The sequence below is a fragment of the Lentisphaera araneosa HTCC2155 genome (assembly GCF_000170755.1).
In the GTDB taxonomy this organism is placed as follows: Bacteria; Verrucomicrobiota; Lentisphaeria; order Lentisphaerales; family Lentisphaeraceae; genus Lentisphaera; species Lentisphaera araneosa.
The window spans coordinates 309,551-331,808 of sequence record NZ_ABCK01000006.1; the positions used below are offsets into that span (position 1 = coordinate 309,551).

Genomic DNA, 22,258 nt, shown 5'->3' on the forward strand with positions numbered 1-22,258 from the left:
GAGACTCCAGATAAGGAACATACTATGAGTTCAAAAGACTTTGCCTCGCTGCCGCTTTCGGAAGACTTAATCAAAAACGTGGCTTCTTTGGGTTATGAGGAAATGACCGAGATTCAAGAGCTCAGTTTGCCCGCAATTCTCGATGGCAAAGACCTCATTGCTCAAGCTAAAACGGGAACGGGCAAAACGGCCGCCTTCGGCTTAGGAGTTTTATCAAAGCTCGTTTTAGACGATTATAGAATTCAGGTCTTAATCTTGTGTCCGACACGCGAATTATGTGAGCAGGTTTCTAAAGCCATTCGCGATTTGGCACGAATGATGCCCAATATTAAATTATTGAGTTTGGGTGGGGGCATGCCTTTTCGCCCGCAAATGAAATCTGTTGCTCATGGAGCTCACATTGTGGTGGGAACACCTGGTAGAATTTTGAAGCACCTCAATAAATCCTCTTTATCTTTGGATCATGTTAGAACTTTAGTTTTAGACGAGGCGGATCGCATGTTGGATATGGGTTTTCAAGACGAAATTGATGCCATTATTGATCAGACAAACAAACAGCGCCAGACTTTGTTATTTTCGGCAACTTACCCGAAGAAAATTGCGACGATCGCAAAGCGTGTGATGAAAGACCCTCTTCGCATTGAGTTGGATTCCCAGGTCCATGAAGAAAGTACAATTGAACAACATTTTTATAAGGTGACGAGCGAGAGCCAGCGTTTACTTGGCCTTCAGCTGCTCTTGGATAAGTTTAAATCTGAATCTGCGGTCGTTTTTTGTAACACCAAGCAAGAGGCAAAAGATATTTGTAAAGACCTTTCGAAAGTAGGTTTTAGTACTTTGGCTTTGCATGGTGACTTGGAACAAAAGGATCGCCAGGAAAACTTAGTTCGCTTTGCCAATAAAAGTGTGGCGGTTTTAGTGGCAACGGATGTAGCTGCACGAGGTTTGGATATTGATTCCATAGACTTGGTGATTAACTATCATATTTCACGTGACTTTGAGGTGCATGTTCATCGTATAGGGCGAACAGGACGGGCTGGGAAAAATGGCATTGCCTGCTCGCTACACAGTCAAAAAGAAGCGCACAAGATCTCTTTGCTCCAAGAATTTTTGGGACAAGAAATTGAGAGTGAAACTTTGCCTGATAGGTCTGTATTAAAAGAACTTAAATATCGCCCTCAGATGTCCTGCCTGAAAATACTCTTTGGTAAAAAGCAGAAATTACGTGCAGGTAATCTTCTAGGGGCGCTCACAGGGGAAAAAGGTCTCAAGGGAGATCAGGTCGGTAAAATGCATATCTTTGATTACTATTCCTACGTGGCGATTGAACGTCAATCGGTGAATCATGCTTTGAAGATTTTGCGAGATGATAAATGGAAAGGGCGTGCGTATAAATGCATGCTGATTCGCTAAGGGCATAAAAAATGCCGTGCATAACTCGGCATTAAATGAATTTATTTTTTCCTTATTCTACACAAATAACGGCCTTGAGGTCACGGTGGTAGATTTTTCCATTGGCATAACTTAGAGAACCTACAGTCCAAGTTTTTCCTTTTGCACCAAGATCATTTACCGCAATAAGCGCTTTTTTGTTTAAGACTGGAGCTTTCGCATCAATCACATAAGTAAGACCGAGTGCACTCGTGAAATAAACTTTGCCATTCACTGCAGTTGGTGATCCTAAGAAGCATTTTTGGAAGCCATCACCTCGAGTTCTTGAATCGCCCGCATGACGTTGACCCTTGGAGTTTAAGCCATCATTCATTTCTTTTGTTTGATAGAGCCACTGATCATCTTTTCCCTTTTCACGAATGAGTTCTGTGGGAAGTTCTAAAGCTTCTGTTTTTCCTGTTTTAGTATTGTGACGAACGACAAAGGGGGCATAGCGCATGAGGTATAATGCATGGTCACCAACAATGATGTTGCAGTGGCGCGATTGATCCTGCCTTCTGAGCTCAGAATTGAGTTCGACTTTATACTTTGAAGTTTCAGTATCGTAAATGTAACGATCCATTGTGTTGAGTGGAAGCTGATTGATTTCTTTGCCAGTAGTGGAATCAATTGAGATATGAGATATTTGAGCTGGGTTGTTAAACCAGTAGGCTCTGCCTTTATCCCAATGTTGAGTGGACAGAGCACCCCAGCCAGAGGTTTTATTGTCGTCCTTGGGCTCCCACTGCCAAAGGATCTCACCGGCATTTTTACTATCAAGACTCACCATACTGAGTCCGACGGGACGCTCTGGAACACCATGAGGTCCACCACGGCCAATGAGTACAGCTTGAGTTCCATCAGCCATTTTCCCAAGAACAGGCGCATTATAATGAGTGATGGCATCTTTGCAGACCCAAAGAGTTTTGCCCGTCGTTTTGTCTAGAGCACGAATATAATTCCATTCTGGATTACGTGTTGTGTCGCCTTTTTCAGGTGGCTCAACATTAAGGATAGAGCTTGCTGTCATGATGGAGTCAAACTGTTTATTAAAGGGACGGCCGCCTGTGGGCATCCAAGTGCGAGACCAAACTTCATTGCCTTCGAGATCAAAGCAGGCCATGCCTCCACTCGCATTAATGGCCCAAACATGTTTGCCATCAGATGTGGGGCAAGGAGTTGTTGAGTCACTGAAGCCGTAGTGATAACCGCTCGACATGAGACCTTTGACAGGCTTTTGCCAAAGAATTTTGCCATTGTTACTATCAAGACAAATTAGAGTGATGTCGGGGCTTGAGCCAGTTGTTTTAAAATACTTTAAATTTTTTGATAATTCGGCATCCAAAGCTTTGAGCTGCTTGTCTGAATTATGTATAAAAACACGAACATTATGTTCTGCTTTTCTTAATGCTTTACCTTCATCAGTGGATGAGAGTAAACGTTTACGACTGCGTTCAATTTGGTTTTTAGGCATTTTTTTACTACGCTTAGCAAAGAAATCATCCCATGTTTTTTGGGCTTGGCTTAAAGCAGTCGTTTTTTCAAGATAAGTAGGGGCATCTTTGATTTTATTAATGACAAGTTCTTTATGAGTATCATAGGCTTTTTGAGCTTTATCTAAATCACTGGTGATTTGATCAAAGGGGGGAGTGTCTAATTCTGGGTTAATCGTTAAAAATAATTTATCACCCCAAACCGCGATGCCGCTCTGGCCACCTTCGGGAAGTTCTGTGCGCCATTTAACATTTTTACCTGTGCGTACGGACCACTCAGTTGGTACGTGTTGATCTGTCGTGACTTGCCAGTTTCCTTCAGGGCCTCCTGACATTGGCCAAGAATTGGCCTCTGAATCGGCTGCTAGAGGCAAGAGAGATAAGGTACTGAGTAATGTAAGTTTTTTGACGAAATGTTTGATCATGTAAAGGCCCTTATGTGTTAGTGAGTTATAAATACTACTGTTCACATAAGTGTAGGTTTACAGGTTCTGTTATAAAAAACTTTGTTTATTGCCTAATTTATAATATCTGACGACTTGAGCTCTAAAGTTTAGGTGAGGAGCTTGTTAGGCGGGGATAGCCATCAAGTGTTTCTACTAAAACTTGGTGAATACGGGCTCGACTTGATCTCAGATGGATGAAATTATTGGGGAGTTTGGGACCTGTGAGGATTTCATGTAAGCGATCCATGACCATTTTCTTGAGGTCAGCTTGAAGGTGTTGAAATGCACCTGAATAAATGAGCCATGAACAAGGTAAGTCTGACATGCGCTCATCAAACTTTAACGTGTAGAGGCTATCGCCATTGCTTGCCGCGGGTTTGCCTTTAGCAAAGTCTTCTTTAAAATTCGCACTGCCTTCAATAGCGCGTATATGAACTTCATCCGTAAAAAGCATGTACTCGAGAATTTCTTCACTGGCATTTTTGAGAATTTTTTGTGTGAGAGGGCGGCGACCTGTTTCACCTAAAGCACGGTTAATGGATTCTTCGGCTGCAATCATTTTGATGGCTTGGAAGTTTCTTTGGGTAAAAATATTATGCATTTGAACCTGATGTTCAAGTACCATGAGAGCTTCGATGTCGCTGCTTTGCGCAAGGTATTTATCAGGATTAAAGAATTTTTTTAGCGCATGGGTGGTGAGAGCTTTGTGGGGTTTTCCGATGCGCTTAGATCCGGTGGCGTAAATTGTATTACCACGGTGGATTTCGGTTTTGTTCCCTGTGACGTACCAGCCACCCCAACGGTCACCAATATCAGAACTATGATCAATCGTATCAGAACCGAGTCGGCTTATGGGTTCACCATTCTCATCGGGAAATACAGAGCGGATGAAAAAGCCAGGCTCATTTAAAGTTCGACTCGAAGCATGACAGGATAAACATGAGTCATCGCGATTAAGTTGAACCGCATCGCTTTTCTTTTGTTCCAAGGTGTAAAAGATACCGCCGAGTTCGGGGTCGGCAACGGCAATTTCCAGTAAATCAGTGCCTGGAACCCAGCCCACATAGATTTCGTCGTTAAAATAGAGGGCACGCGGATTACTAGGATAAATCTGTTTGCGATGAAAGCTCGTTTTAGAGAAAATCAGTGATTGAGAATTAAGTGGTATTTTGAGCTCTTTAAGCAATGCATCTAAATAGCCTCGTTGATCATTGTATTCGAGGGTGATTTGCTTCTTGCGAAGAGCGTCGTTGAGTTTTTCGACTGCGTTATTTGCTTGGCGACCTTCATAATTTATGAGCGTAGTTTCATATAAATCGTTGGCATGGATATTGTTAATGAACAAGCAGAAAAATGCTATAAGCAAAGTACTATTAATACGTGTTGAGGAGAAAAGCCTTGATGTGTAAAGAGACATAAGAAATCCTTACTTGATTATTATAGTCAACTTTAAAACATATGAGGAAAAAGTCAAGTTTAATTAGAAAATAAGCGTTTTTTCATAAACGGGTATCACTTCTTTGAGTTGTTTGCGAACTGCCTCGCGAGTTTTTATGGGGTGTTCTTTTAAGTTGGCACCTGGGCGTGAAATAATCGCTTTCAAAATGGGGAAACGTTTACCCCCACTCGCAGCGACACGGCTATTGAAGCATAGAGTCAGCTTTTTCTTATTCCTGTGTTCAGCTTTTAGCATAATGGAGTCGGCTTTGACTTTGTAAACAAAATTGATGGGTGCGTTAAAAGTATATGATTTTTGATACTGCATTTGTTCCTGCATAATGACTTGCAAATCTTTAGGGCTAACTTCCGCAGTGAATACGTCATTTTCATAGGGAATGATAGAAAACAGTTCACGTTCACCAATTCGCCCAGCCTTTAAACTCCTAGAACTTAAGCGCCCGTGAATTGCGATGTCCGCAGAACTGGCTTCTAAAATGGCGTGGCCAATGAGGTGACTGATTTCGCAATTAATTCCGACCTTCCCTGATTTAATGTTTTTATCCAGTTGAGTGATAGGCGTATTGAGCCGATTGAGAAACTGATCATAATGCTTTTTCACAATAGCTAAGGCTTCTTTGTCAATTGGAATCTTTTGATCAATTGGGATGAGTTGAGATTCTATCTGTGGCGATCCATTTTCAGGGAAAGTCACACTGATATTGGCAAAGCTTCTCGCATGGGCGCCAGCTTGGATGTAGACGACTCCATTGCTAAGGACTTGAGCAGGAAAGTCTCGGTGTGTGTGACCTCCAAGGATTAAATGAATTTCGGGGAAGAGTTTGGCGATTTCAAGAACTTCATTCACTTTGCGACTATCGCGAAAGGCGAGTCCTTGGTGAAGAGCCAAGATGATGAGGTCTGCATTTTCTGCGAGTACTTTTGGCATGATCTTTACTAATTCCTCTTTAGCACTCCAAACTCGACAATTTGAAAATTGACTTCCCGTTGACCAGTAATTTAAAAATGAAGCCTGCATGCCAATGACAATAATCTTCTTATTAGCACGCTGGTAAACTTTATATTTTTGAAATTGAAATGCATCTTTGGACGTAAACTCAAAGTTGCCACTCAGTACTGGGATACTTGTTTTATTACAGAGTTCATGAAAACGCTGTGTACCAAAGTCGAGTTCATGATTGCCGGGTACCCATGCATCATAGTTAAGATGATTAAGCATTTGAATAGCCGTTTCTCCTCGAGAAAAGACTCCTGAGAGACTGCCTTGGATGGTGTCGCCACAATCGATGAGTAAGGTGTTGTGACTCCCATGTTCAGCACGAGCTTTTTTTAGTGCAGATGACATGCGAAGCCAAGAAGTGGGAGCATTAGAATCTTCGTCGTAAATAGCGCTATGGATATCCGTTGTTTGCAAGACTAGTAAGCTTTGATCAGCATGACAAAAAAGACTAAGGAAAATTAATGTGAAAGCAGTGTGTATGTATGGCATAAGCTCGTTTTTCCCCTAATTTATAAAAATTTACAATCGCAAGGACTCAAAACCAAATGATAGAGAATAAGATGAATGAAATGATGGTCATTGGCTTGGGTGAAACGGCGGGTGATTTGATTGCAGATTTACCTGAGATGAATAATTTTGCCAAATTAGTCGCCTTGCGTGAAGGAAAGCGTTATGGACGTGATAGCAAAATTAAATTAATTAATTTGAAAGAACGAAATCCCTGGCGTGAGTTATGGGTTCCCGAAGGTGGGATCATCGTGCTGGCAGATTTAGATAGTCTTGAGCGCGGGGAAGAACTTCTTAAATTAAATAAAAAACTCTCTCATAAAAAAGTTGTCTTTTTATTGATGCGTCCTCACCGTTTAGAGGGTGATCTCAAGCTCAATCGTGCGAACCTCATTATTGAAAAATTACTAGAAAATAAAGCGTCAGTTCTGTGTTTTGATGACGAAGTTATGATTTCCAATATGAGAAGTAGTGTGAATGATGCTTTTGCAAATAAGCGCAATTTGATGACTCAGAGTATCGCTTATTTTCTTGATATGCTGCGCGATTTGGGGCCCGTTAAAATCAATCTCGATGATCTTCGTTCTCTTTTGAAAGAAGAATACGGAATTGTGAACTTTGCTTATGGCAAAGGTCACAGAATCAGTGACTCTGTAGAAGACCTTTGGAGTTCTCCCCTGTTGGGGAAATCTCGCTCCTCAGCTGATGTTGGATTACTCTACATGCGCATGGGCTCAGCTCATGGAGATTTAAATGTTTTACATGATTTAGGAACCACGGTGGAGTTAGCATGTCCAGAGCATTGTCAATTCCTTCGAGCTTACGGCAATGGCTATGGCGACCCAGAGGAAATCGAGTTGCTCTTGGCCTTGATCCGTACAAATAAAGTCGAGCAAGCTCCCAAGCCAACTTATCAGAGTAAGCCCGATATTAAAAAGCAAGTAACTTATGATGAGGATGTTATGCACATGTTTTTACGCCATGAAAATACTCCAGGATTAATGACAAAATTAAAAGTGCCAACCTATAAACGCTTGGGGCTTAAGGTTCAAAAATGAGATTTATTTTTATAGTTTTTCTCGTCTTATTGACGAGTTGTGATGAAGAAGCTGTTTCATCACGTATTGATGGTGAGTACTGTATGGCTTTGGTTCAGAAACAAATTGATTTTGGTCCGAGGGTACTCAACTCCAAGGCGGCAAAAGTAACGACGGAATGGATTGCTTCGGAAGCCAAGAAAGCGGGTTGGGAAGTTGAGATTGATGAGTGGACCGAGAAGCATCGCGGCAAAGTGAACACTTATAGAAATGTTATTTGTACCTTGCCAGGGGAAGGTAAAGATTTCATTTTATTGGGCTCACATTATGATACTAAAACGATTGCAGGGATGCCAAACTTTGTAAGTGCGAATGATGGTGGATCCAGCACAGCTCTTCTCATTGAGCTAATGAAGCACATACCCAAGGGCGGAAAGTCAGTCCGCATGGTTCATTTTGATGGTGAGGAATGTGAAGTTAATTATGCTCACAACGATGGTTTGCATGGGAGTAAACGCTACGCATCTCAGCTAGTTTTGAGTGGAGAATTGAGAAACTGCAAAGCGATGATTCTTTTGGATATGATTGCCGATAAAGATCTGCACATTGCGATTCCCGCAAATGGGGATGATAGCTTAAAAGATTTAGCTTTAGAAGTAGCGAAGAAAAATAATTGGTCCCAACATTTCTCTAAGGGTAAAACGTCAGTTCTTGACGACCATGTTCCCTTTGTCGACTTAGGTGTTCCGGCCATAGACTTGATTGATTTTAATTATGGCCCTAACAATTCATACTGGCACACTGAAGCAGATACAATTGAAAAACTATCTCCCCGCAGTTTTGAGATCGTCGGTGAAGTCACCCTGCAAATGCTAGAAAAACTCCGTTAAATATAAATTTTGTTGTCGGCTTTCGGCACAGGATCAGGCTTCTGTACGGACTCGCTAGGAGCGTCTTTGACAGCATCCTTCTCTTGGGTTGAAGGCCTTGTTTTATTCACTTCTGTAAAGCTTGGAGCTTCTAATTCATTGGCTTTAGCAATGTGTAAAATTTCTTTCTTCGCAGATTGAATCATCGTTTCGGGAGCGTGGCCACTCTTTATAAGAACGCTGAGTAGTTCAATCGCTTCTTCAGCTTTATTGAGGCGCTTATAAGCATTGGCTTGTCTAAGAATCGAAGTGTTGATTCTAGCGTGATTAATTTTGTCTTGCTGCTTAGCTAAGTCAATAACTTGCTGAAAGGTTTCGATAGATTTTTCATACTGTTCTTGTGTGTAAAGAATGTCGGCGATAAAGAAAAGACAGACTAACTTTTGATTATCATTTATTGCTGATTCTAGCGCTTTATTATAACTTTGTATTGCGGAGTCATACTTTTTTTCTTTCCGAAAATCATTGGCTTCTTTGCTGAGCTGACCAAAGGAAGCATCTGCTAAAGCGAGAGTTGAGGTGAAGATGAGTATTAAAAATTTACTGAACATGATCTATTCCTTGTTTTAGTTGCCATAGGAAACCAAATCAAGCTCAAGGATCTTAACAGTATCTTAAAATTGTGAGAGAATTTGAGTAAAAACTTCTTGGCGGCTTTCTGCAGAATCATACTGAAAAATTTCTGCACCCGGATGTTGATTGCGAAACCAGGTGCGTTGACGCTTGGCGTATTGGCAGGTTTTGATAGTGAGTTTTTCTTGAAGCTCTTCTCGGCTCAGCTCCCCATTGAGGTGCAAGGCAATTTCTTTATAACCGAGGGCTTGTGCCGCAGTTGGCGTATTAAGTAAGCCTTTGGCAATGAGTTTCTCACCTTCCTCAATCCAACCTTCATTGAGCATTTCAACGCAGCGTTTAGCTATGAGTTCGCGACTCAAATCAGCACTGGGCATGAGAACAATTTGTCGACAGTCAAATCGAGTTTCTTGGGCAAAGCTTCTCTCTGGCAAAGGTCCATTCAATAGAGATGCGGCTTCAAAGGCGCGTAAGAGTCTACGCTTATTATCCTTTAATTTCTCAGCACTCGAAGGGTCGATTTTTGCGAGGTCCGCATAGATATTAGCAATGCCTTCACGTTCGTAGCGTTCGCGAATTTCTTGAGCTAAGTTTTTATCGCTGGGCAAGGTGTCAGCACCATAAAGAAACATTTTGGCGTAGAGTCCAGTTCCACCAGCCATGACGAGAGGGAGGTTTTCTTGATCGAGACGAATTTCCTCAGCTTGTTTACAAAACGCTGCGGCAGTCCAAGTTTCTTTAATATCGAGCTCGTCCACCATGTGGTGTTTGACTTCTGCTAATTCGCTTGGAGTCGGTTTAGCACTGCCAATATCGAGCTCGCGATAGATCTGCATTGAATCGCAGGAAATGATGGGGCATTGGAGTTTTTTAGCGAGGGAAAAAGCGAGTGAGCTCTTGCCACTGGCGGTAGGTCCAAGGATGCTAATCAGTTGCTTCATCTACTTTCGCGGGAGCTTTAGGAGCTTTGAGAGAGGCAATGATATAAATGAAAACGGAAACGCAAATGGCGCTATCGGCAATATTAAATGCAGGGAAGCGATACCAACCCTCTTTGTAGACGAAGGGGATAAATACTTCGACCATATCCACTACGCCCTCGGGACGGAAAGCACGATCAATACCATTGCCCATGATACCGCCGAGCATCATTGAGATGGCTAAGAAATTGATTTTGCGCTTTTCGCAGAGTTTTGGAAATTCAAAAAGTATGGCGAAGAAGGCCACAAAAGAAATGATGGCTAAGATATTAGTATGAGAACTGCCCATACCCCAAGCAGCACCTAAGTTACGGTAGTGAACGAGGTTGAAAAAGCCAGGGATGATTTCTCGGATCAAGCGCGGGGAATAGGGCGTTGCTTGGATAGTCATGACCTTGGTAATTTGGTCCAAGGCAATGATTGAAGCACATAAGATTAAAGGCCAACCATAAAAGTCGACCTTTAATTCATTGAGTCTCTCGGAGACTAATTTTTTGATGCGGCTCAGAATAACTTCTCTATTCAGTGAAGTCTTTGGCAACCGTGTTGTTTGTGAAGTTTGTTACGCCTTGAGATTCGCGTGTTTCTTTACATGCAACACAAAGTTTTGCGTAAGGAATTGCATCGAGGCGTGCTTCAGGAATATCGTCACGGCAATCGACACAACGACCATACTTACCTTCGTCAAGTCTTTCGATAGCTTGTTGAACGAGTTGAACTTTGATGCCTTCATCACTCATTACATTGAGGTTGATTTCGCGCATGAAGTTGTCAGAACCGACGTCGCCGCCATCTTCACCAGCGTTTCTTTCTACCTGAAGGTTGACACCGTTTAACATAGAGACTTGATCTACGAGTTGTGCTCTGAGAGCAAGGAGTTGCTCATAGCGTTGTTTTTTATTCCCACGGTATCTGGGAAGATCTAATTGGATATCAACTTGTGTAGGTTTGCGTGTAGACATATTGTATATTTCCCTATAGTGCGAGTGGTTAGTGTTTTTAGTGGATCAAATAAAATGCAAAAGCATAGCAATTCAAGACATAAATAATTGAAATATTAAGGCTGAGCTTTAGATTCAGCGAAAATTAACATTATTTCAGGAGAAAAAGATGAATAAACCCGTTTCAGTGGTGATCATGGGTGCATCAGGGAATTTGGCTTTAACAAAATTGTTGCCAAGTTTGTACACATTATATACATCTGGGGCTTTGCCAGCTCAGTTCACAATTTCAGGGTATGCCCGTACAGGTATGACTCACGAAGAGTTTCGTGCCAAAGTCAAAGCTAATTTAATGGATAGCGTTGAAGAGACTCAATTAGTCGAATCACTCGTCAACACCTTTATTAGCAAGATTTTTTACCATGCAGGTAACTATGGTTCAGTCGAAGACTTTGGTCAGCTCAAAACCGAGTTGGATGAAGTCAATGCTGAATTTGGCGACGATATCAAGCGCGTTTTTTACCTTTCTATTCCTCCAGCTGTATTCGAGCCAGTTATTAACTCACTTCGCGAAAGTAACTTAGTTGAAAAAGGTAACCTTGATCACTTTGTTGTTGTAGAGAAGCCTTTTGGTTACGATACAGATTCGGCTCGTGAACTCAATGCAACGATTGAACAGACTTTTGACGAAAGCCAAGTTTGCCGTATTGACCACTACTTAGGTAAAGAAGCAATTCAAAACCTTATGGTTATGCGTTTCGCCAATATCATTTTTGAGCCCGTTTGGAACAGAAACTATATCGAATCAGTAACGATTAGCTGGGAAGAAGACAAAGCTATTGGTGATCGTGGCGGATATTTTGATGATGCAGGTATTATTCGCGACGTTATTCAAAACCACCTTTTACAAATTCTCGCACTTGTAGCAATGGAGCAGCCTTCTGAGTTGACTTCAGATGAAATCGCCAGTGAGAAAAATCGCGTTCTTCGCAAAATCACTCCTTTTAAAGCAGAAGATGTCGTGGTCGGTCAGTACACAGATGGTGTTTGTTCAGGTCGCTCAGTGAACTCTTACCGCGATGAGCCAGGTGTTCCAAAAGACTCCATGCGCGATACTTTTGCAGCTGTGCGTTGCGAAATTAATAATCAGCGTTGGAGCGGTGTGCCATTTGTTGTGAAAGCTGGTAAAGCTATGACGAAGAGCTGCACGGAAATTATTATTCAATTCAAAGATGTGGTGGGAAGTATTTTTGCTAATCAACCTCATCATGCCAACAAGCTCGTGATTCGTGTTCAGCCTGAAGCTGGTATGATTTTCAATATCACCAATAAAGTTCCTGGTAAAGGTATGGTCCTTAAAGATGTTAAAATGGACTTCACTTATAATAGTGGTTTCGATGTCGCTATGCCGGGTGCTTACGAAAGACTTTTACTTGATGCAATTAACGGTGATAAGAGTCTCTTTATTTCCTATGATGAGCTCATTCAGTCTTGGGAATTGTTTACGCCGATACTTAAGAAGATTGATGCAGGTGAAAATGAAGTTCATTTCTACCGTGCAGGAACTTCTGGTCCTGAGGAAGCTGACTTTAAATAGAAGTACCTTCTACTTAGAAAAAAAGGCTCGCTCATTAGCGGGCCTTTTTTATTGTCTAAAACCAGTAGATCTTACTCATTATTGATGAGTTGTTTTAACTGTGAATTAAAATTATTTTTGTAGGAATTATTTTTGGATTTGGAAACTTTTTCTGCAAGGAAACTTAATTGACTATAAATAAAAAGTCGATCGAAACTATTTCCTCCAGTGTAGTTATGGCTCATGAGTTTTCGAAGCATGCGGAAAGCGCGTTTTTCGGCATTGAGTAAGATTAACATCTGGGCTTCTTTCCTCGCTGAACGAAAGAGTGCGTAGGCGAGTATGGGGTTTTGATCTAGGTGGATTTCAGCAAGCATGCGGCATTCCTCGAAACAAAGAGCAGCACGAAGATAGTTCTTATTTTTTTGCTCAGCATCACCAGTGAAGAGCAAAGAATAACAATGAGTTATTTCTCGAGGTAAAGTATTTGTCATTTCATTTCTCCATATATAGAATACGGATTTACAGTAATGACTGAAAATAAAATATCAAATTAAAATGAGATTAAATCTCAATAAATAATATGGAGTGTTTTTGGGTTTAGTTACGTTCTGTGTTTAGTTTGCTAAGAAATCTGCGATCTCTTGGATCTCGTAGGGGCTCAAATTTTTGACTCGCTGAGCCATTTTATGGCCCTTTTTATCTTCTGGGCTAGCGCCTCTTCGTCCAGCTTGGAAATCACCGCATTGTTTAACGATGTACCAGGATTCGAGTTCGAGGATAGAAGGACTTCCGGTGAAGAATTTCCCCATAGTTCCTTGGTGGCAACCATAACAATGTTGTTTGTACAAGGCTTCGCCATTGCCTTGATGTACTGTGTCAGAGGGGATTTTTTTACTTTCTTGTGAGGCAAACCAAGCGTTGATTTCTTTGAGATCATTATCTTTTAAATTAACAATGGCTTCGCGCATCGAGATCGCATCTTTGGAGGCCTTTTCGCCCCCGCGTAGACCCTTACGGTATTTATCAATCTGAGCATTCATATACTTGAGCTCGAGACCGTATAAGGAGGGCGCTCCAAACTTCTCGCCTTGAGAATGGCAGCTATTGCATTGCTGGATTTGGTTTTGCATCTGCACGCTGAGTTGATTGAGTTCTTTGTTGCTTTGGCAAGAAAATAAAAATAATAGGGTAAATAAGGTGAATAATTTTTTCATAGCTAACCTGAGTTAAATAATAGTCTTTTTAAATGTGCCATCTCGATGGACAGATGAAAACTAAATCAAGTCCAGCAATCCTTAATTTAGAGTAAGTTATTTATTCAATTTCTGATAAAGTTCTCATCAGTTCCATTTTTGAGTTTTTTAATAAGATATTTGAGATTTAGCGCACTTCATTAGATATCATCTATCATGTCTAAATAAGTGCTCGTGAAAGTGCTGCTTTAGTTGAATTTTTGACTTGCTAAGGCAATATAGAAGCTGAGATAAAACAATAAGGAGACAAGATGTTAGTCCATACAGTATTTTTCTGGTTAAAAGATGATTTAAGCGCAGAACAAAAAGCAGATTTTTCTCGTGGTTTAGAAACTTTAAAAGAAATCCCATCTTCTGGTCCTGTAAGTACGGGTACTCCTTCAGCAACAACTAAACGTCCTGTGATTGATGATAGCTATGATTTTGGCTTAACCTGCGTTTTTGAAAGCGTTGAAGAACACGATGTTTACCAGCAGCATGACATCCATCAAAAATTTATTAATGAGTGCGCACAATATTGGAAGCAGGTGAAAGTTTATGACTACGATTAAATCTTTATTGATTGTAGCGCTTGGTTTGTTCCTGAGCTCTTGCGAAAGTCACGACTGGGACAAAGATGATGCTCTTCAAGAAATGGTTCAACTCTTTGCCATCTTGCCAGCCAATGCACCCGATAGTCAGCTGACCCGTTCAGTCCCTGGAGCTGATGGTAAACCGATCAAAGTTAACCGAATTCCCATGCTCACGAATTTAGAATTGGCCCATGCGGAAACTCGTTACCACGATAGAGATGATGATATGATGATTCTCAAAGTGAACCTCAGTGGCTTAGGCGAAAATAAATGGCGTCTCGCGAGTGCAAACTACGCAGGTTACCGAGTTGTTATGATGGTGGGTGAAGAGTTTAAATGCTTTGTAAAATTTGACCCTTATTACCAGAAGGGAACCGTGAACCTTTATTGCTATTTGACCTCTGCAGAAGCAGATGAGGTCTGTAGTCTAATTAAGAAAAATTATAAAGCTTTAGTAAGAAAATAAGAAGGTAAATATGTCAGCAGACAAATTAGAATCATTAATTTTAGCCGCCAGTGATGAAGGCAAAGCCAGTGAAGAGGCCCTTACATGTGCACGCGCTTTAAAAGCCGCCGATCTTTCGACTGCGCAACGCGCAAGCATTGGTCAGGCCACAGAACTCTTTTTGGCCTCGGGTGCCAGTGATCAACAAAGTGTTGAGCTCGCCGTAGCTTTAGCTTTACTTAAGCCTGAAGGTGACTTCTCAGCTGCTTTCAGTTCATTAGCACGCGATATCTTTTCCGCATACACCGATCCAGGAGCTGTACAAGAGGCTTTAGGTGAAGGCAGTGTAGATGAAATAGCAAAACGTTTTCAAGTCCTCCTCGTTATCTTGAGTGACTCAAGTTCTGTCAAAGTATTTGGCAAAATTAAACTCGCCGATCTTTCCGTTTATCACGTAGACTTTGGCTTTGGTCAAGTTGAGTCCTTGGATTCAATTACGAGTCAAGTTTCCGTGAAATTCAAAGTGGTGCAAAAAGTTCCACTTAAGTTTTTTGCGAAAAAATCTCACATCCTCTTACCTGGAACTTTAGGTGCGAAGTTGGTGAAAGGCGAAAAAATGGTCATTAAAAACGTCCTCTCAAAAGACTTAGTTAGCCAAATCGAGTCTGAAACTGTTCCAAACCTCAAAGTTAGTCAGGCGATGATTACTCGTTTAGTCATGCCCACTTACATTAAAACAGCGAAGGCTTTTGACGAGTGGTTCCGTCGTCGAGTTTTAGTTGATGCGACTAAGAAATCAACTTCTGCAAGTGGCCGTTCATGGGATATGAGTCGTAGTTTAGATGAACTCAAAGTTGCCTTAAAAGATACTGAGACAGTTAAGTTTGGTGAAGACGAGAAAAATAACCTCATCAAAGCCTTTAAATTTGCTGCGGCAAGACCAGCTCAAAACAAAATTTTTGCTGAATCCATCTCAGGCCTTTGGGATATGGTTGCAGAAAAAGAGTATGTGGTCGACATGATTCAAGAACTCGCTGACACCGCTTCTATCTGGAAAGATACTGAAGGTTTTGTAAAAGTTTCTACCCCGATGAATGTCAAGACAATTTCTGCTTGGTTTGCAGTAACTTTGGAAGCTAAGGGTATTGAGTACTTTGCTAAAGATGTGATGCACTTGCCGATTAAATTCCTCAATGCAATCGATAAGATTGGCGATGATCGCAATGCACAAGCTTTGATTACTTCTGCAAAGCTTGAAGTCCTTTCTGGCAACCTAAGTGCTGCCGTTGCCTGCTGGTTATGGAATAAACTCTCTAAAAAGCCTGCGGAACTCGCAGAAATCATTACTGCGCCAATTCAAGTTTTCCGTGCTTTATCAAATGCAGAAAAAGCTGACAAGTCTGGTAAAGACTTACGCAAACTCATTATGTCAAACGAGAAATTCCTCGAGTTCTTACTCGGTACGGGTTCTAGCGAAGATGTGAAAAGTTTGGTGAGTACCGTCAAAACTTTCCCGGGTCTCGATAATGGCGAACGTCAAAGTTTACTCGTTAAAATTGTTCGTATTAAGCCTGATGCCCTCGACCAAGTTCAAACGAAGAAAGTTGAAGTTAAAGTAGGTAAGTTGCCACAAGTCACTTCTCAGCGTTCATACAAAGCCCTTCAAGAAGAACACGAAAGACTCGTTAATACTGAGATTCCTGATAACTCGAAAGCTATTGCGGCGGCCCGTGAACACGGTGATTTACGTGAGAATTTTGAGTTTAGAGCGGCGAAAGATCGTCAGAAATATCTTCAGTTACGCGTGGGGGAGCTCGATGCCATGTTGAATAAAATTGGTCCTACAGATTTTTCTGAATTCAAAGTGAAAAATCGTGTCATTCCAGCTGCTAAAGTGACGATTAAGTCACCTGAAGCCGAAACGACATATTCTATTGTCGGCATGTTAGATGGTGATCCCGATAAGAACTGGCTTTCGTTCGAAACACCTTTAGCGAAGTCAATGTTAGGTCACCAAGTGGGTGATTCCATTGAACTTCCAGGTGGTGATGAAGCCGAGATTCTAGCAGTCGAACCCCTCGATACAGAAACACTTAACTTTTTTGTAAAATAAGGATAATTAATGTCTACTGCTTATGTATTCCCAGGTCAGGGCTCCCAGAAAAAAGGTATGGGTGCGGAACTTTTTGAGAAATTTCCTGAATTAGTTGCTTCTGCAGATGAAGTACTGGCTTGTTCAATTGTCGAACTTTGCACGGAAGACCCGCGCGAAGAACTCAATAAAACTCAATTCACACAGCCTGCGCTCTACGTGGTTAATGCTCTGACTTACCTCGATAAAATCAATTCAGGTGAAGCGGCTCCCGCCTACCTTGCTGGTCATAGCCTTGGTGAATATAATGCCTTGTTCGCTGCGGGTGCCTATGACTTCGTGACGGGTTTAAAACTCGTTCAAAAGCGTGGCGAAATAATGAGTAAAGTCGAAGGTGGCGGCATGGCAGCTGTACTCGGTATGAGTGCAGAGCAAATTGCTGAAGTGCTTTCAGGTAATGGTGCTGGCGCCATTGACGTGGCTAACTTCAACTCCCCAGCTCAAACTGTGCTTTCTGGCATGAAAGATGATATCGTAGCCGCAGAAGGTGCTTTTAAGGATGCTGGCGCTAAACGCTACGTCGTTCTCCCAGTAAGTGGAGCTTTCCACTCGCGTTATATGGAAGCCCCCCGAGAAGAGTTCCGTTCATTCGTGAATTCCTTCGAATTTGGCAAGATCAAAACTCCCGTTATTTCTAACTTTGAAGCTGATCTTTACGATAGCTCACGTATTGCTGATTTGCTCTGTTCGCAAATCGCCGGTTCAGTACGCTGGGTTGAGTCAGTGAATAAGATGAAAGATTTAGGTGTTGAAGAATTTGTGGAATGCGGTCCAGGTCGTGTTCTTGCAGGTCTTATTCGCCAAATTGGCTAGAGAAAAAGCTTGTTTTTTAAATGCGGAGTTCGCGATTGCGAACTCCGCATTTTTTTGTTAAGAAATGGTGACAAATGGCTCCAAACTCAATCTCCCGCTTGGGTGAGAGAGAAAGTGGTAGTATAATTTCTTTAGCTTTAGAGGATTTTTTATGCGTTATATTGTTGCTGTGAGTGTTTTTTTAGCTTGGGTTTCCTGCGGAAGTTCAGGTAATTCTACCAAGCTTTTTGATTTGCCCGAGATGCAAACGGTGAGTTTGACTCCCGTGGGCCAAATTAAGAATAAAGAAATTTCCGAAGCTTCCGGGCTCATTAAGAGTCGAACTTATCCCAATGTCTATTGGACTCACAATGATTCAGGAGGCAAGACTCGTTTATATGCCCTCAGTTTCGATGACAATGATGACTTGAGTATAAGTGCTCAGATTGACTTAAAAGATGTGAAAAATCAAGATTGGGAAGACATAAGCATTGATCGGCACGGCAAGCTCTATGTGAGTGATACGGGCAATAATAGCCAAGGGCGTGAAACCATGAGTTTCTATGTGTTGTCTGAGAAGTCCAAAACAGGTTTAGCCAAAGAGTATAAGTTTAAGTATCCCGATTATCAAAAACCAGTAAAATACGATAACTTTGATTGCGAGGCGATGTTTCACTATAAAGAAAAACTCTATTTATTAACCAAGCATCGCGATGATGCGAAAACGAAATTGTATCGCTTTAATGACCTTCAGCAAGAAGTACTCATGGTGCCCGAAAAGCTCTATACTTTTGATATTGGGGGCATGGTCACCAGTGCGGATATGTCCGCAAAGGAAACACAATTGGCAGTACTCACTTACAATAGTGTATGGTTATTTAAAAATTTTAAGGAAGATAAATTCTTTTCAGGAGATGTTTACTTCTTGCCGATTTCAGCTCAACAATGCGAGGCCATTTGCTTTGATAATGAAGAAGAGCTCATTATTACGAATGAACAGAGAGAAGTCTTTCGCTTGGCAATTCATGACTTTATTAAAATTGAAAAACGTTAAAAATCCCACACCTCCTGTCAAAAAATATGTTCCCAGAGCCATAGTTAAGAAAAACTTTCGGAGCCCCCATGAATAAACTATTTTCTCTACTCTCTTTTTGTCTGCTCTCTGCGGTATACCCTGAAGAGAAGCCCAATATTATTTTCATTGAAGTGGATGACTTGCCTGCACATTACATTGGAGCCATGGGGGCCGACTTTGCCGAAACCCCAACTTTAGATCGCTTGGCAAGTGAAGGCGTGTTCTTTAATAACGCTGTCTGTCAGGGGACTCAATGTGGCCCAGCAAGAAATTCATTGATAGCCGGAGTATACCCTCACAATATTGGTATGTATCAGAACGGCCCTTTTAAAGGACTGGCTCCCGATGTTTGGACACTTCCTAGGGCTTTACAAAAAGCAGGCTATAAAACGGCTCATATTGGCAAGAGTCACATACATCCCAGTAACGAGGGTTTGAGCGGGACAAAAGAAGAAGTTCGCACAGAGGGTCACCGTCGTTTAGGTTTTGATTACGTCTGGCAATCTTTAGGCCGTGCCGTTGTCGGTGGGAAAGAAGCTAAAAAGGGCGAGGATGCTTACGTTGATTTTCTTATTGAGGAAGCTTACTTCGATCAAATGAAAGCGGATCGAGGAAAACCAACAAGTCTACCTGACGATATCTACCTCGACGGACTTTTTACTGACTTAGCCAAGAAATTCATTGCCGAACAAGAGCAGCCTTATTTCCTTTGGTTAAATTACTCAGTGCCTCATGGACCTTATGATGTGAAACAAGCGTACCACGATCGCTTTGTCGATGCACAAATTCCCGAGCCGAATGCCAAACATGACAAGGGCGAAGGCATTCCCAAAGAGTTGCGTCCGAGCCCACTAAAAGATTTTTCAAAGCTCGAGAAAACGCAGAAGGGCAATTGTGCGAGCATCGCATTCATGGATGATCAATTAAAGGCAATCATTGAAGCAGTGGAAACAAGTGGCGAAAAAGATAACACAATCATAGTTTTCTTTAGTGACCACGGTATCCTTGTTGGTGAACATGGCCTCCATCATAAAACGACGCTTTATAAAGAAGTCTTAAATCCCAGTTTAGTCATTTATGATCCACGTCAGAAGAGATCGAAAGTTGTTAGCCAGCCCGTGCAGTTACTCGACTTAGTGAGCACGGCATTAGCGTGGGGCAACGCCTCAGACGAAGACAAAGCAAAGCCCTATGGCGATAGCCTTGTGCCATTATTAACGGGCGAAGGTGAATTCGCTCGTGATTACGCCGTGGGTGAGTGCCCAGGTTATTACGCCATTGTCACAGAAAAATATAAATACATTGCCCCATTCGATTATCAGAAGAATGGCAAAATCATTTTATTTGACTTGGATAACGACCCAACAGAAGTGAGCAATGTGGCCGATCAAAACCCAGAACTCATTGCGATGTTCAAAGATAAAGCCCAAAAATGGCTCGCTGATTCAGGTGAGGTTCTGGTTCAAGACCCCGTCCCCACCAAGGAAGAAAAACGTCGTAAAAAAGCCGAGAAAAAAGCGAAAGAAGCCAAGCGCAAAAAGAACTAAGCTTAGCCATAGAGCCATCTCAATAAAACAAAAAAGCATTTCGACTAAGAGCCGAAATGCTTTCTGTAATGTGACTACTTAAGTCTATTTTATAATTTGATCACTAGTCTAACCATCACTTCGATTCACTGGTTCTACAATTTCTTATTATGCAGACCAATCCATTTTTAGCTTTCTGTGTTCAGATACACAATCTTGTAGGTATAGATTAATTAAAGATTGATAAGGAATACCAGATTCTTCTGACATGTCTTTAAAATAATTAATTACATCTGGTCTAACTCTAATAGTAACTTGTTTCTTGAGAGCCTTTGCATAAGGGTTTTTGCGTGACTCCATTGTGGATAAATCATATTCTTCTTTCATCTTCATCACCTCTTATAGTTTTTAGCTTCATTTTTTGTTGCTTTTCGAGCTGAAATAATTCTAATTATATTATCATTATCTCGATAACAATGACAAATAAGTAATAATTTGAATTCAGTGCTAAGACCTAGCATTAAAAATCGGTCCTCCCATTCAGAGTTGTTTTTCTCAAAAAACTCTAATGCTCGTTCATCATAGAAAACAGTGATTGCTTCCTCAAAGGAAACTCCGTGTTTTTCCAAGTTGCTTTGGGCTTTATTTTTATCCCATTCAAATTTCAATTTACTCATATTTACAATGTAAATACATTATATATAAAAATCAAGTTGTTTTTATTTGTGTAGAACGTCCTAGATCACCTGTAGCTAACAAACTATTAATATCTGATGATATTCGGCGAAGCCGAATTCATCAGGTGCGACCCATGGTTAGAGATTTTTCTATTTCGTTTTTCTTGTTTTTATTAATTGTGTTTTTAACTGATCTTGAAATTATAGATGGAATCGCAGGAATAATAAAGAGGAATGTGATTACAACCATATGTAAATTAACTATTTCTTTTAGGTCTATTTCTTTCCAATTATTTCCGTTAATTTGACCTTTGATGAGCATGATAAAAATAATTGTGCATAGTAAAAATAGAAAGGCTACGGAGAAACTAATTAGTATTGATTTAAGTACTTTCATTTAATTAAATATATTCTCTAACGACCGAGATTAGTGAGATTTGAGCCTAAGCGAAAATCTTCACTGCAGCTCATGGTTGAACGAAGCCGCCCTGCGGCAGGCTGTGCTTGTGTAAGTCATTTTCTCCTCTTGTCAAAACTTTCCTCGGTGCCTTTTAATTTGTAGTTTGGTCTTCTTTTACGGTAGTTTTTCTCTGTAGCTTATCAAGGACACAGTTTTGTGTTCTGGCTTAATTAAACGGAGAAAAATGATGAATGATTCATTCCAAAAATATTATAGAGCGATGCAATTGGAGCTTAAGCTCCAAGCTAAGGCAAAGAGTACAGTGGACAACTACTTGCGAGCTTTGCGTCGCGTCAATGATTTGATTGCTTCGCCTCTTGATCAACTTAAAGAAGAGGAGCTCAAGCTCTACTTTTCTGAATTGGTGGATACTTATTCCTGGAGCACGGTGAAGATGGATCGCTGTGCCCTAAGTTTTTTTTATCAATACGTGCTCAAGCGCGAGTGGAAATGGCTCGAAATTGTTCGTATCCCCCGAGTAAAATCCTTACCCGATATCCTCAGCCAAGATGAAACTTTACTGATTTTGTCTCATTTGGAAAAAGCTCGCTATCGAACTTGTCTCACAGCAATTTATTCCATGGGTCTACGCATCAGCGAGGGTGTGAGAATTCAAACGGGCGACATTTGCAAGGATCGCATGCGTTTACATGTGCGCAATTCCAAGGGCTACAAAGACCGTCTCGTTCCCTTGCCCCAAGTGACTTACCAGATGCTAAGGGATTACTGGGTGATGCACCGCAATCCGCTACTGCTATTTCCGCGTTATGCCGGGAAAAGTCGTAGCAATTCCAAAACGACTTTGCACATGGATAAGGGCGGGGTGCAGTCGGCCTTTAAAGCGGCTTTGGCTGATAGTGGCCTCGCCAAACAGGTGTCGGTGCATTCCCTGCGTCATTCCTATGCAACACATTTGGTGGAAGCGGGAGTGA

Annotated in this window: 22 protein-coding genes; 11 read left to right on the plus strand and 11 right to left on the minus strand. The window is 41.4% G+C overall.

Going from position 1 to position 22,258, the window contains the following annotated elements; translation table 11 throughout:
• The first annotated feature begins 24 nt into the window (after positions 1-24).
• Positions 25-1,413: an ATP-dependent RNA helicase DbpA gene (gene dbpA / locus LNTAR_RS08295; protein WP_007278230.1), complete on the plus strand. Its 1,389-nt coding sequence runs from the start codon at positions 25-27 to the stop codon at positions 1,411-1,413.
• Positions 1,414-1,465: 52 nt separating this feature from the next.
• Here the strand turns inward: dbpA and LNTAR_RS08300 are convergent, their stop codons facing one another.
• The 3 genes from LNTAR_RS08300 to LNTAR_RS08310 all read right to left on the minus strand — a co-directional run bounded on the left by LNTAR_RS08300 (position 1,466) and on the right by LNTAR_RS08310 (position 6,317).
• The gene (locus LNTAR_RS08300; protein ID WP_007278231.1) at positions 1,466-3,349 is read right to left on the minus strand and encodes an outer membrane protein assembly factor BamB family protein; all 1,884 of its coding nucleotides are present in this window, start codon (positions 3,347-3,349) and stop codon (positions 1,466-1,468) included.
• A gap of 121 nt (positions 3,350-3,470) precedes the next feature.
• Positions 3,471-4,787 (minus strand): hypothetical protein, encoded by a 1,317-nt coding sequence (locus LNTAR_RS08305; protein ID WP_007278232.1) that lies wholly within the window; start codon positions 4,785-4,787, stop codon positions 3,471-3,473.
• Between the two features lie 63 nt (positions 4,788-4,850).
• Positions 4,851-6,317: a bifunctional metallophosphatase/5'-nucleotidase gene (locus LNTAR_RS08310; protein WP_007278233.1), complete on the minus strand. Its 1,467-nt coding sequence runs from the start codon at positions 6,315-6,317 to the stop codon at positions 4,851-4,853.
• A gap of 56 nt (positions 6,318-6,373) precedes the next feature.
• On the opposite strand from LNTAR_RS08310, the gene LNTAR_RS08315 reads away from it, so the two are divergent.
• Complete coding sequence (locus tag LNTAR_RS08315) at positions 6,374-7,393, plus strand: FtsZ/tubulin family protein (RefSeq protein ID WP_007278234.1); 1,020 nt, start codon at positions 6,374-6,376, stop codon at positions 7,391-7,393.
• A complete protein-coding gene (locus LNTAR_RS08320; protein WP_007278235.1) occupies positions 7,390-8,262 on the plus strand; it encodes a M28 family metallopeptidase in 873 nt (290 codons plus the stop codon). Before LNTAR_RS08315 ends, LNTAR_RS08320 begins: the two co-directional genes overlap by 4 nt.
• Here the strand turns inward: LNTAR_RS08320 and LNTAR_RS08325 are convergent.
• The 4 genes from LNTAR_RS08325 to LNTAR_RS25415 all read right to left on the minus strand — a co-directional run bounded on the left by LNTAR_RS08325 (position 8,259) and on the right by LNTAR_RS25415 (position 10,816).
• Complete coding sequence (locus LNTAR_RS08325; RefSeq protein WP_007278236.1) at positions 8,259-8,852, minus strand: tetratricopeptide repeat protein; 594 nt, start codon at positions 8,850-8,852, stop codon at positions 8,259-8,261. The two genes, LNTAR_RS08320 and LNTAR_RS08325, sit on opposite strands and share 4 nt — an antisense overlap.
• Before the next feature lie 63 nt (positions 8,853-8,915).
• Positions 8,916-9,815, minus strand: coding sequence for a tRNA (adenosine(37)-N6)-dimethylallyltransferase MiaA (miaA, locus tag LNTAR_RS08330; protein WP_007278237.1), 900 nt, complete (start codon positions 9,813-9,815; stop codon positions 8,916-8,918).
• Positions 9,799-10,395 (minus strand): signal peptidase II, encoded by a 597-nt coding sequence (gene lspA, locus LNTAR_RS08335; RefSeq protein ID WP_007278238.1) that lies wholly within the window; start codon positions 10,393-10,395, stop codon positions 9,799-9,801. Before lspA ends, miaA begins: the two co-directional genes overlap by 17 nt.
• Positions 10,373-10,816 (minus strand): TraR/DksA family transcriptional regulator, encoded by a 444-nt coding sequence (locus tag LNTAR_RS25415; RefSeq protein ID WP_007278239.1) that lies wholly within the window; start codon positions 10,814-10,816, stop codon positions 10,373-10,375. Before LNTAR_RS25415 ends, lspA begins: the two co-directional genes overlap by 23 nt.
• Positions 10,817-10,964: 148 nt before the next feature.
• Here LNTAR_RS25415 and zwf point away from each other — a divergent pair, with 148 nt between their 5' ends.
• Positions 10,965-12,392, plus strand: a complete 1,428-nt coding sequence (gene zwf / locus LNTAR_RS08345) for a glucose-6-phosphate dehydrogenase (protein ID WP_007278240.1) — start codon at positions 10,965-10,967, stop codon at positions 12,390-12,392.
• Between the two features lie 71 nt (positions 12,393-12,463).
• Here the strand turns inward: zwf and LNTAR_RS08350 are convergent, their stop codons facing one another.
• On the minus strand, positions 12,464-12,865 hold the full coding sequence (locus LNTAR_RS08350; protein WP_007278241.1) for a hypothetical protein: 402 nt from the start codon (positions 12,863-12,865) through the stop codon (positions 12,464-12,466).
• Positions 12,866-12,988: 123 nt separating this feature from the next.
• The gene (locus LNTAR_RS08355; RefSeq protein WP_007278242.1) at positions 12,989-13,588 is read right to left on the minus strand and encodes a c-type cytochrome; all 600 of its coding nucleotides are present in this window, start codon (positions 13,586-13,588) and stop codon (positions 12,989-12,991) included.
• 290 nt (positions 13,589-13,878) lie between these two features.
• Between LNTAR_RS08355 and LNTAR_RS08360 the strand changes: the two genes are divergently transcribed.
• The 6 genes from LNTAR_RS08360 (at position 13,879) to LNTAR_RS08385 (ending at position 20,210) form a co-directional block, all read left to right on the plus strand.
• The gene (locus LNTAR_RS08360; RefSeq protein WP_007278243.1) at positions 13,879-14,178 is read left to right on the plus strand and encodes a Dabb family protein; all 300 of its coding nucleotides are present in this window, start codon (positions 13,879-13,881) and stop codon (positions 14,176-14,178) included.
• Positions 14,165-14,665, plus strand: a complete 501-nt coding sequence (locus LNTAR_RS08365) for a hypothetical protein (RefSeq protein WP_007278244.1) — start codon at positions 14,165-14,167, stop codon at positions 14,663-14,665. Before LNTAR_RS08360 ends, LNTAR_RS08365 begins: the two co-directional genes overlap by 14 nt.
• 10 nt (positions 14,666-14,675) lie before the next feature.
• Complete coding sequence (locus LNTAR_RS08370) at positions 14,676-16,757, plus strand: GreA/GreB family elongation factor (RefSeq protein WP_007278245.1); 2,082 nt, start codon at positions 14,676-14,678, stop codon at positions 16,755-16,757.
• A 9-nt stretch (positions 16,758-16,766) separates the two neighbouring features.
• The gene (fabD, locus tag LNTAR_RS08375; RefSeq protein WP_007278246.1) at positions 16,767-17,609 is read left to right on the plus strand and encodes an ACP S-malonyltransferase; all 843 of its coding nucleotides are present in this window, start codon (positions 16,767-16,769) and stop codon (positions 17,607-17,609) included.
• 151 nt (positions 17,610-17,760) lie between these two features.
• Positions 17,761-18,642 (plus strand): hypothetical protein, encoded by an 882-nt coding sequence (locus LNTAR_RS08380; RefSeq protein WP_007278247.1) that lies wholly within the window; start codon positions 17,761-17,763, stop codon positions 18,640-18,642.
• Positions 18,643-18,710: 68 nt separating this feature from the next.
• Complete coding sequence (locus LNTAR_RS08385; RefSeq protein WP_007278248.1) at positions 18,711-20,210, plus strand: sulfatase family protein; 1,500 nt, start codon at positions 18,711-18,713, stop codon at positions 20,208-20,210.
• Positions 20,211-20,357: 147 nt separating this feature from the next.
• Here LNTAR_RS08385 and LNTAR_RS08390 read toward each other — a convergent pair whose 3' ends face one another.
• Positions 20,358-20,576, minus strand: a complete 219-nt coding sequence (locus tag LNTAR_RS08390) for a BrnA antitoxin family protein (protein ID WP_007278249.1) — start codon at positions 20,574-20,576, stop codon at positions 20,358-20,360.
• A 5-nt stretch (positions 20,577-20,581) separates the two neighbouring features.
• A complete protein-coding gene (locus tag LNTAR_RS08395; protein ID WP_007278250.1) occupies positions 20,582-20,866 on the minus strand; it encodes a BrnT family toxin in 285 nt (94 codons plus the stop codon).
• 644 nt (positions 20,867-21,510) lie between these two features.
• On the opposite strand from LNTAR_RS08395, the gene LNTAR_RS08405 reads away from it, so the two are divergent.
• A partial coding sequence (locus LNTAR_RS08405; protein ID WP_040914551.1) for a tyrosine-type recombinase/integrase occupies positions 21,511-22,258 on the plus strand: 748 nt, incomplete at its 3' end.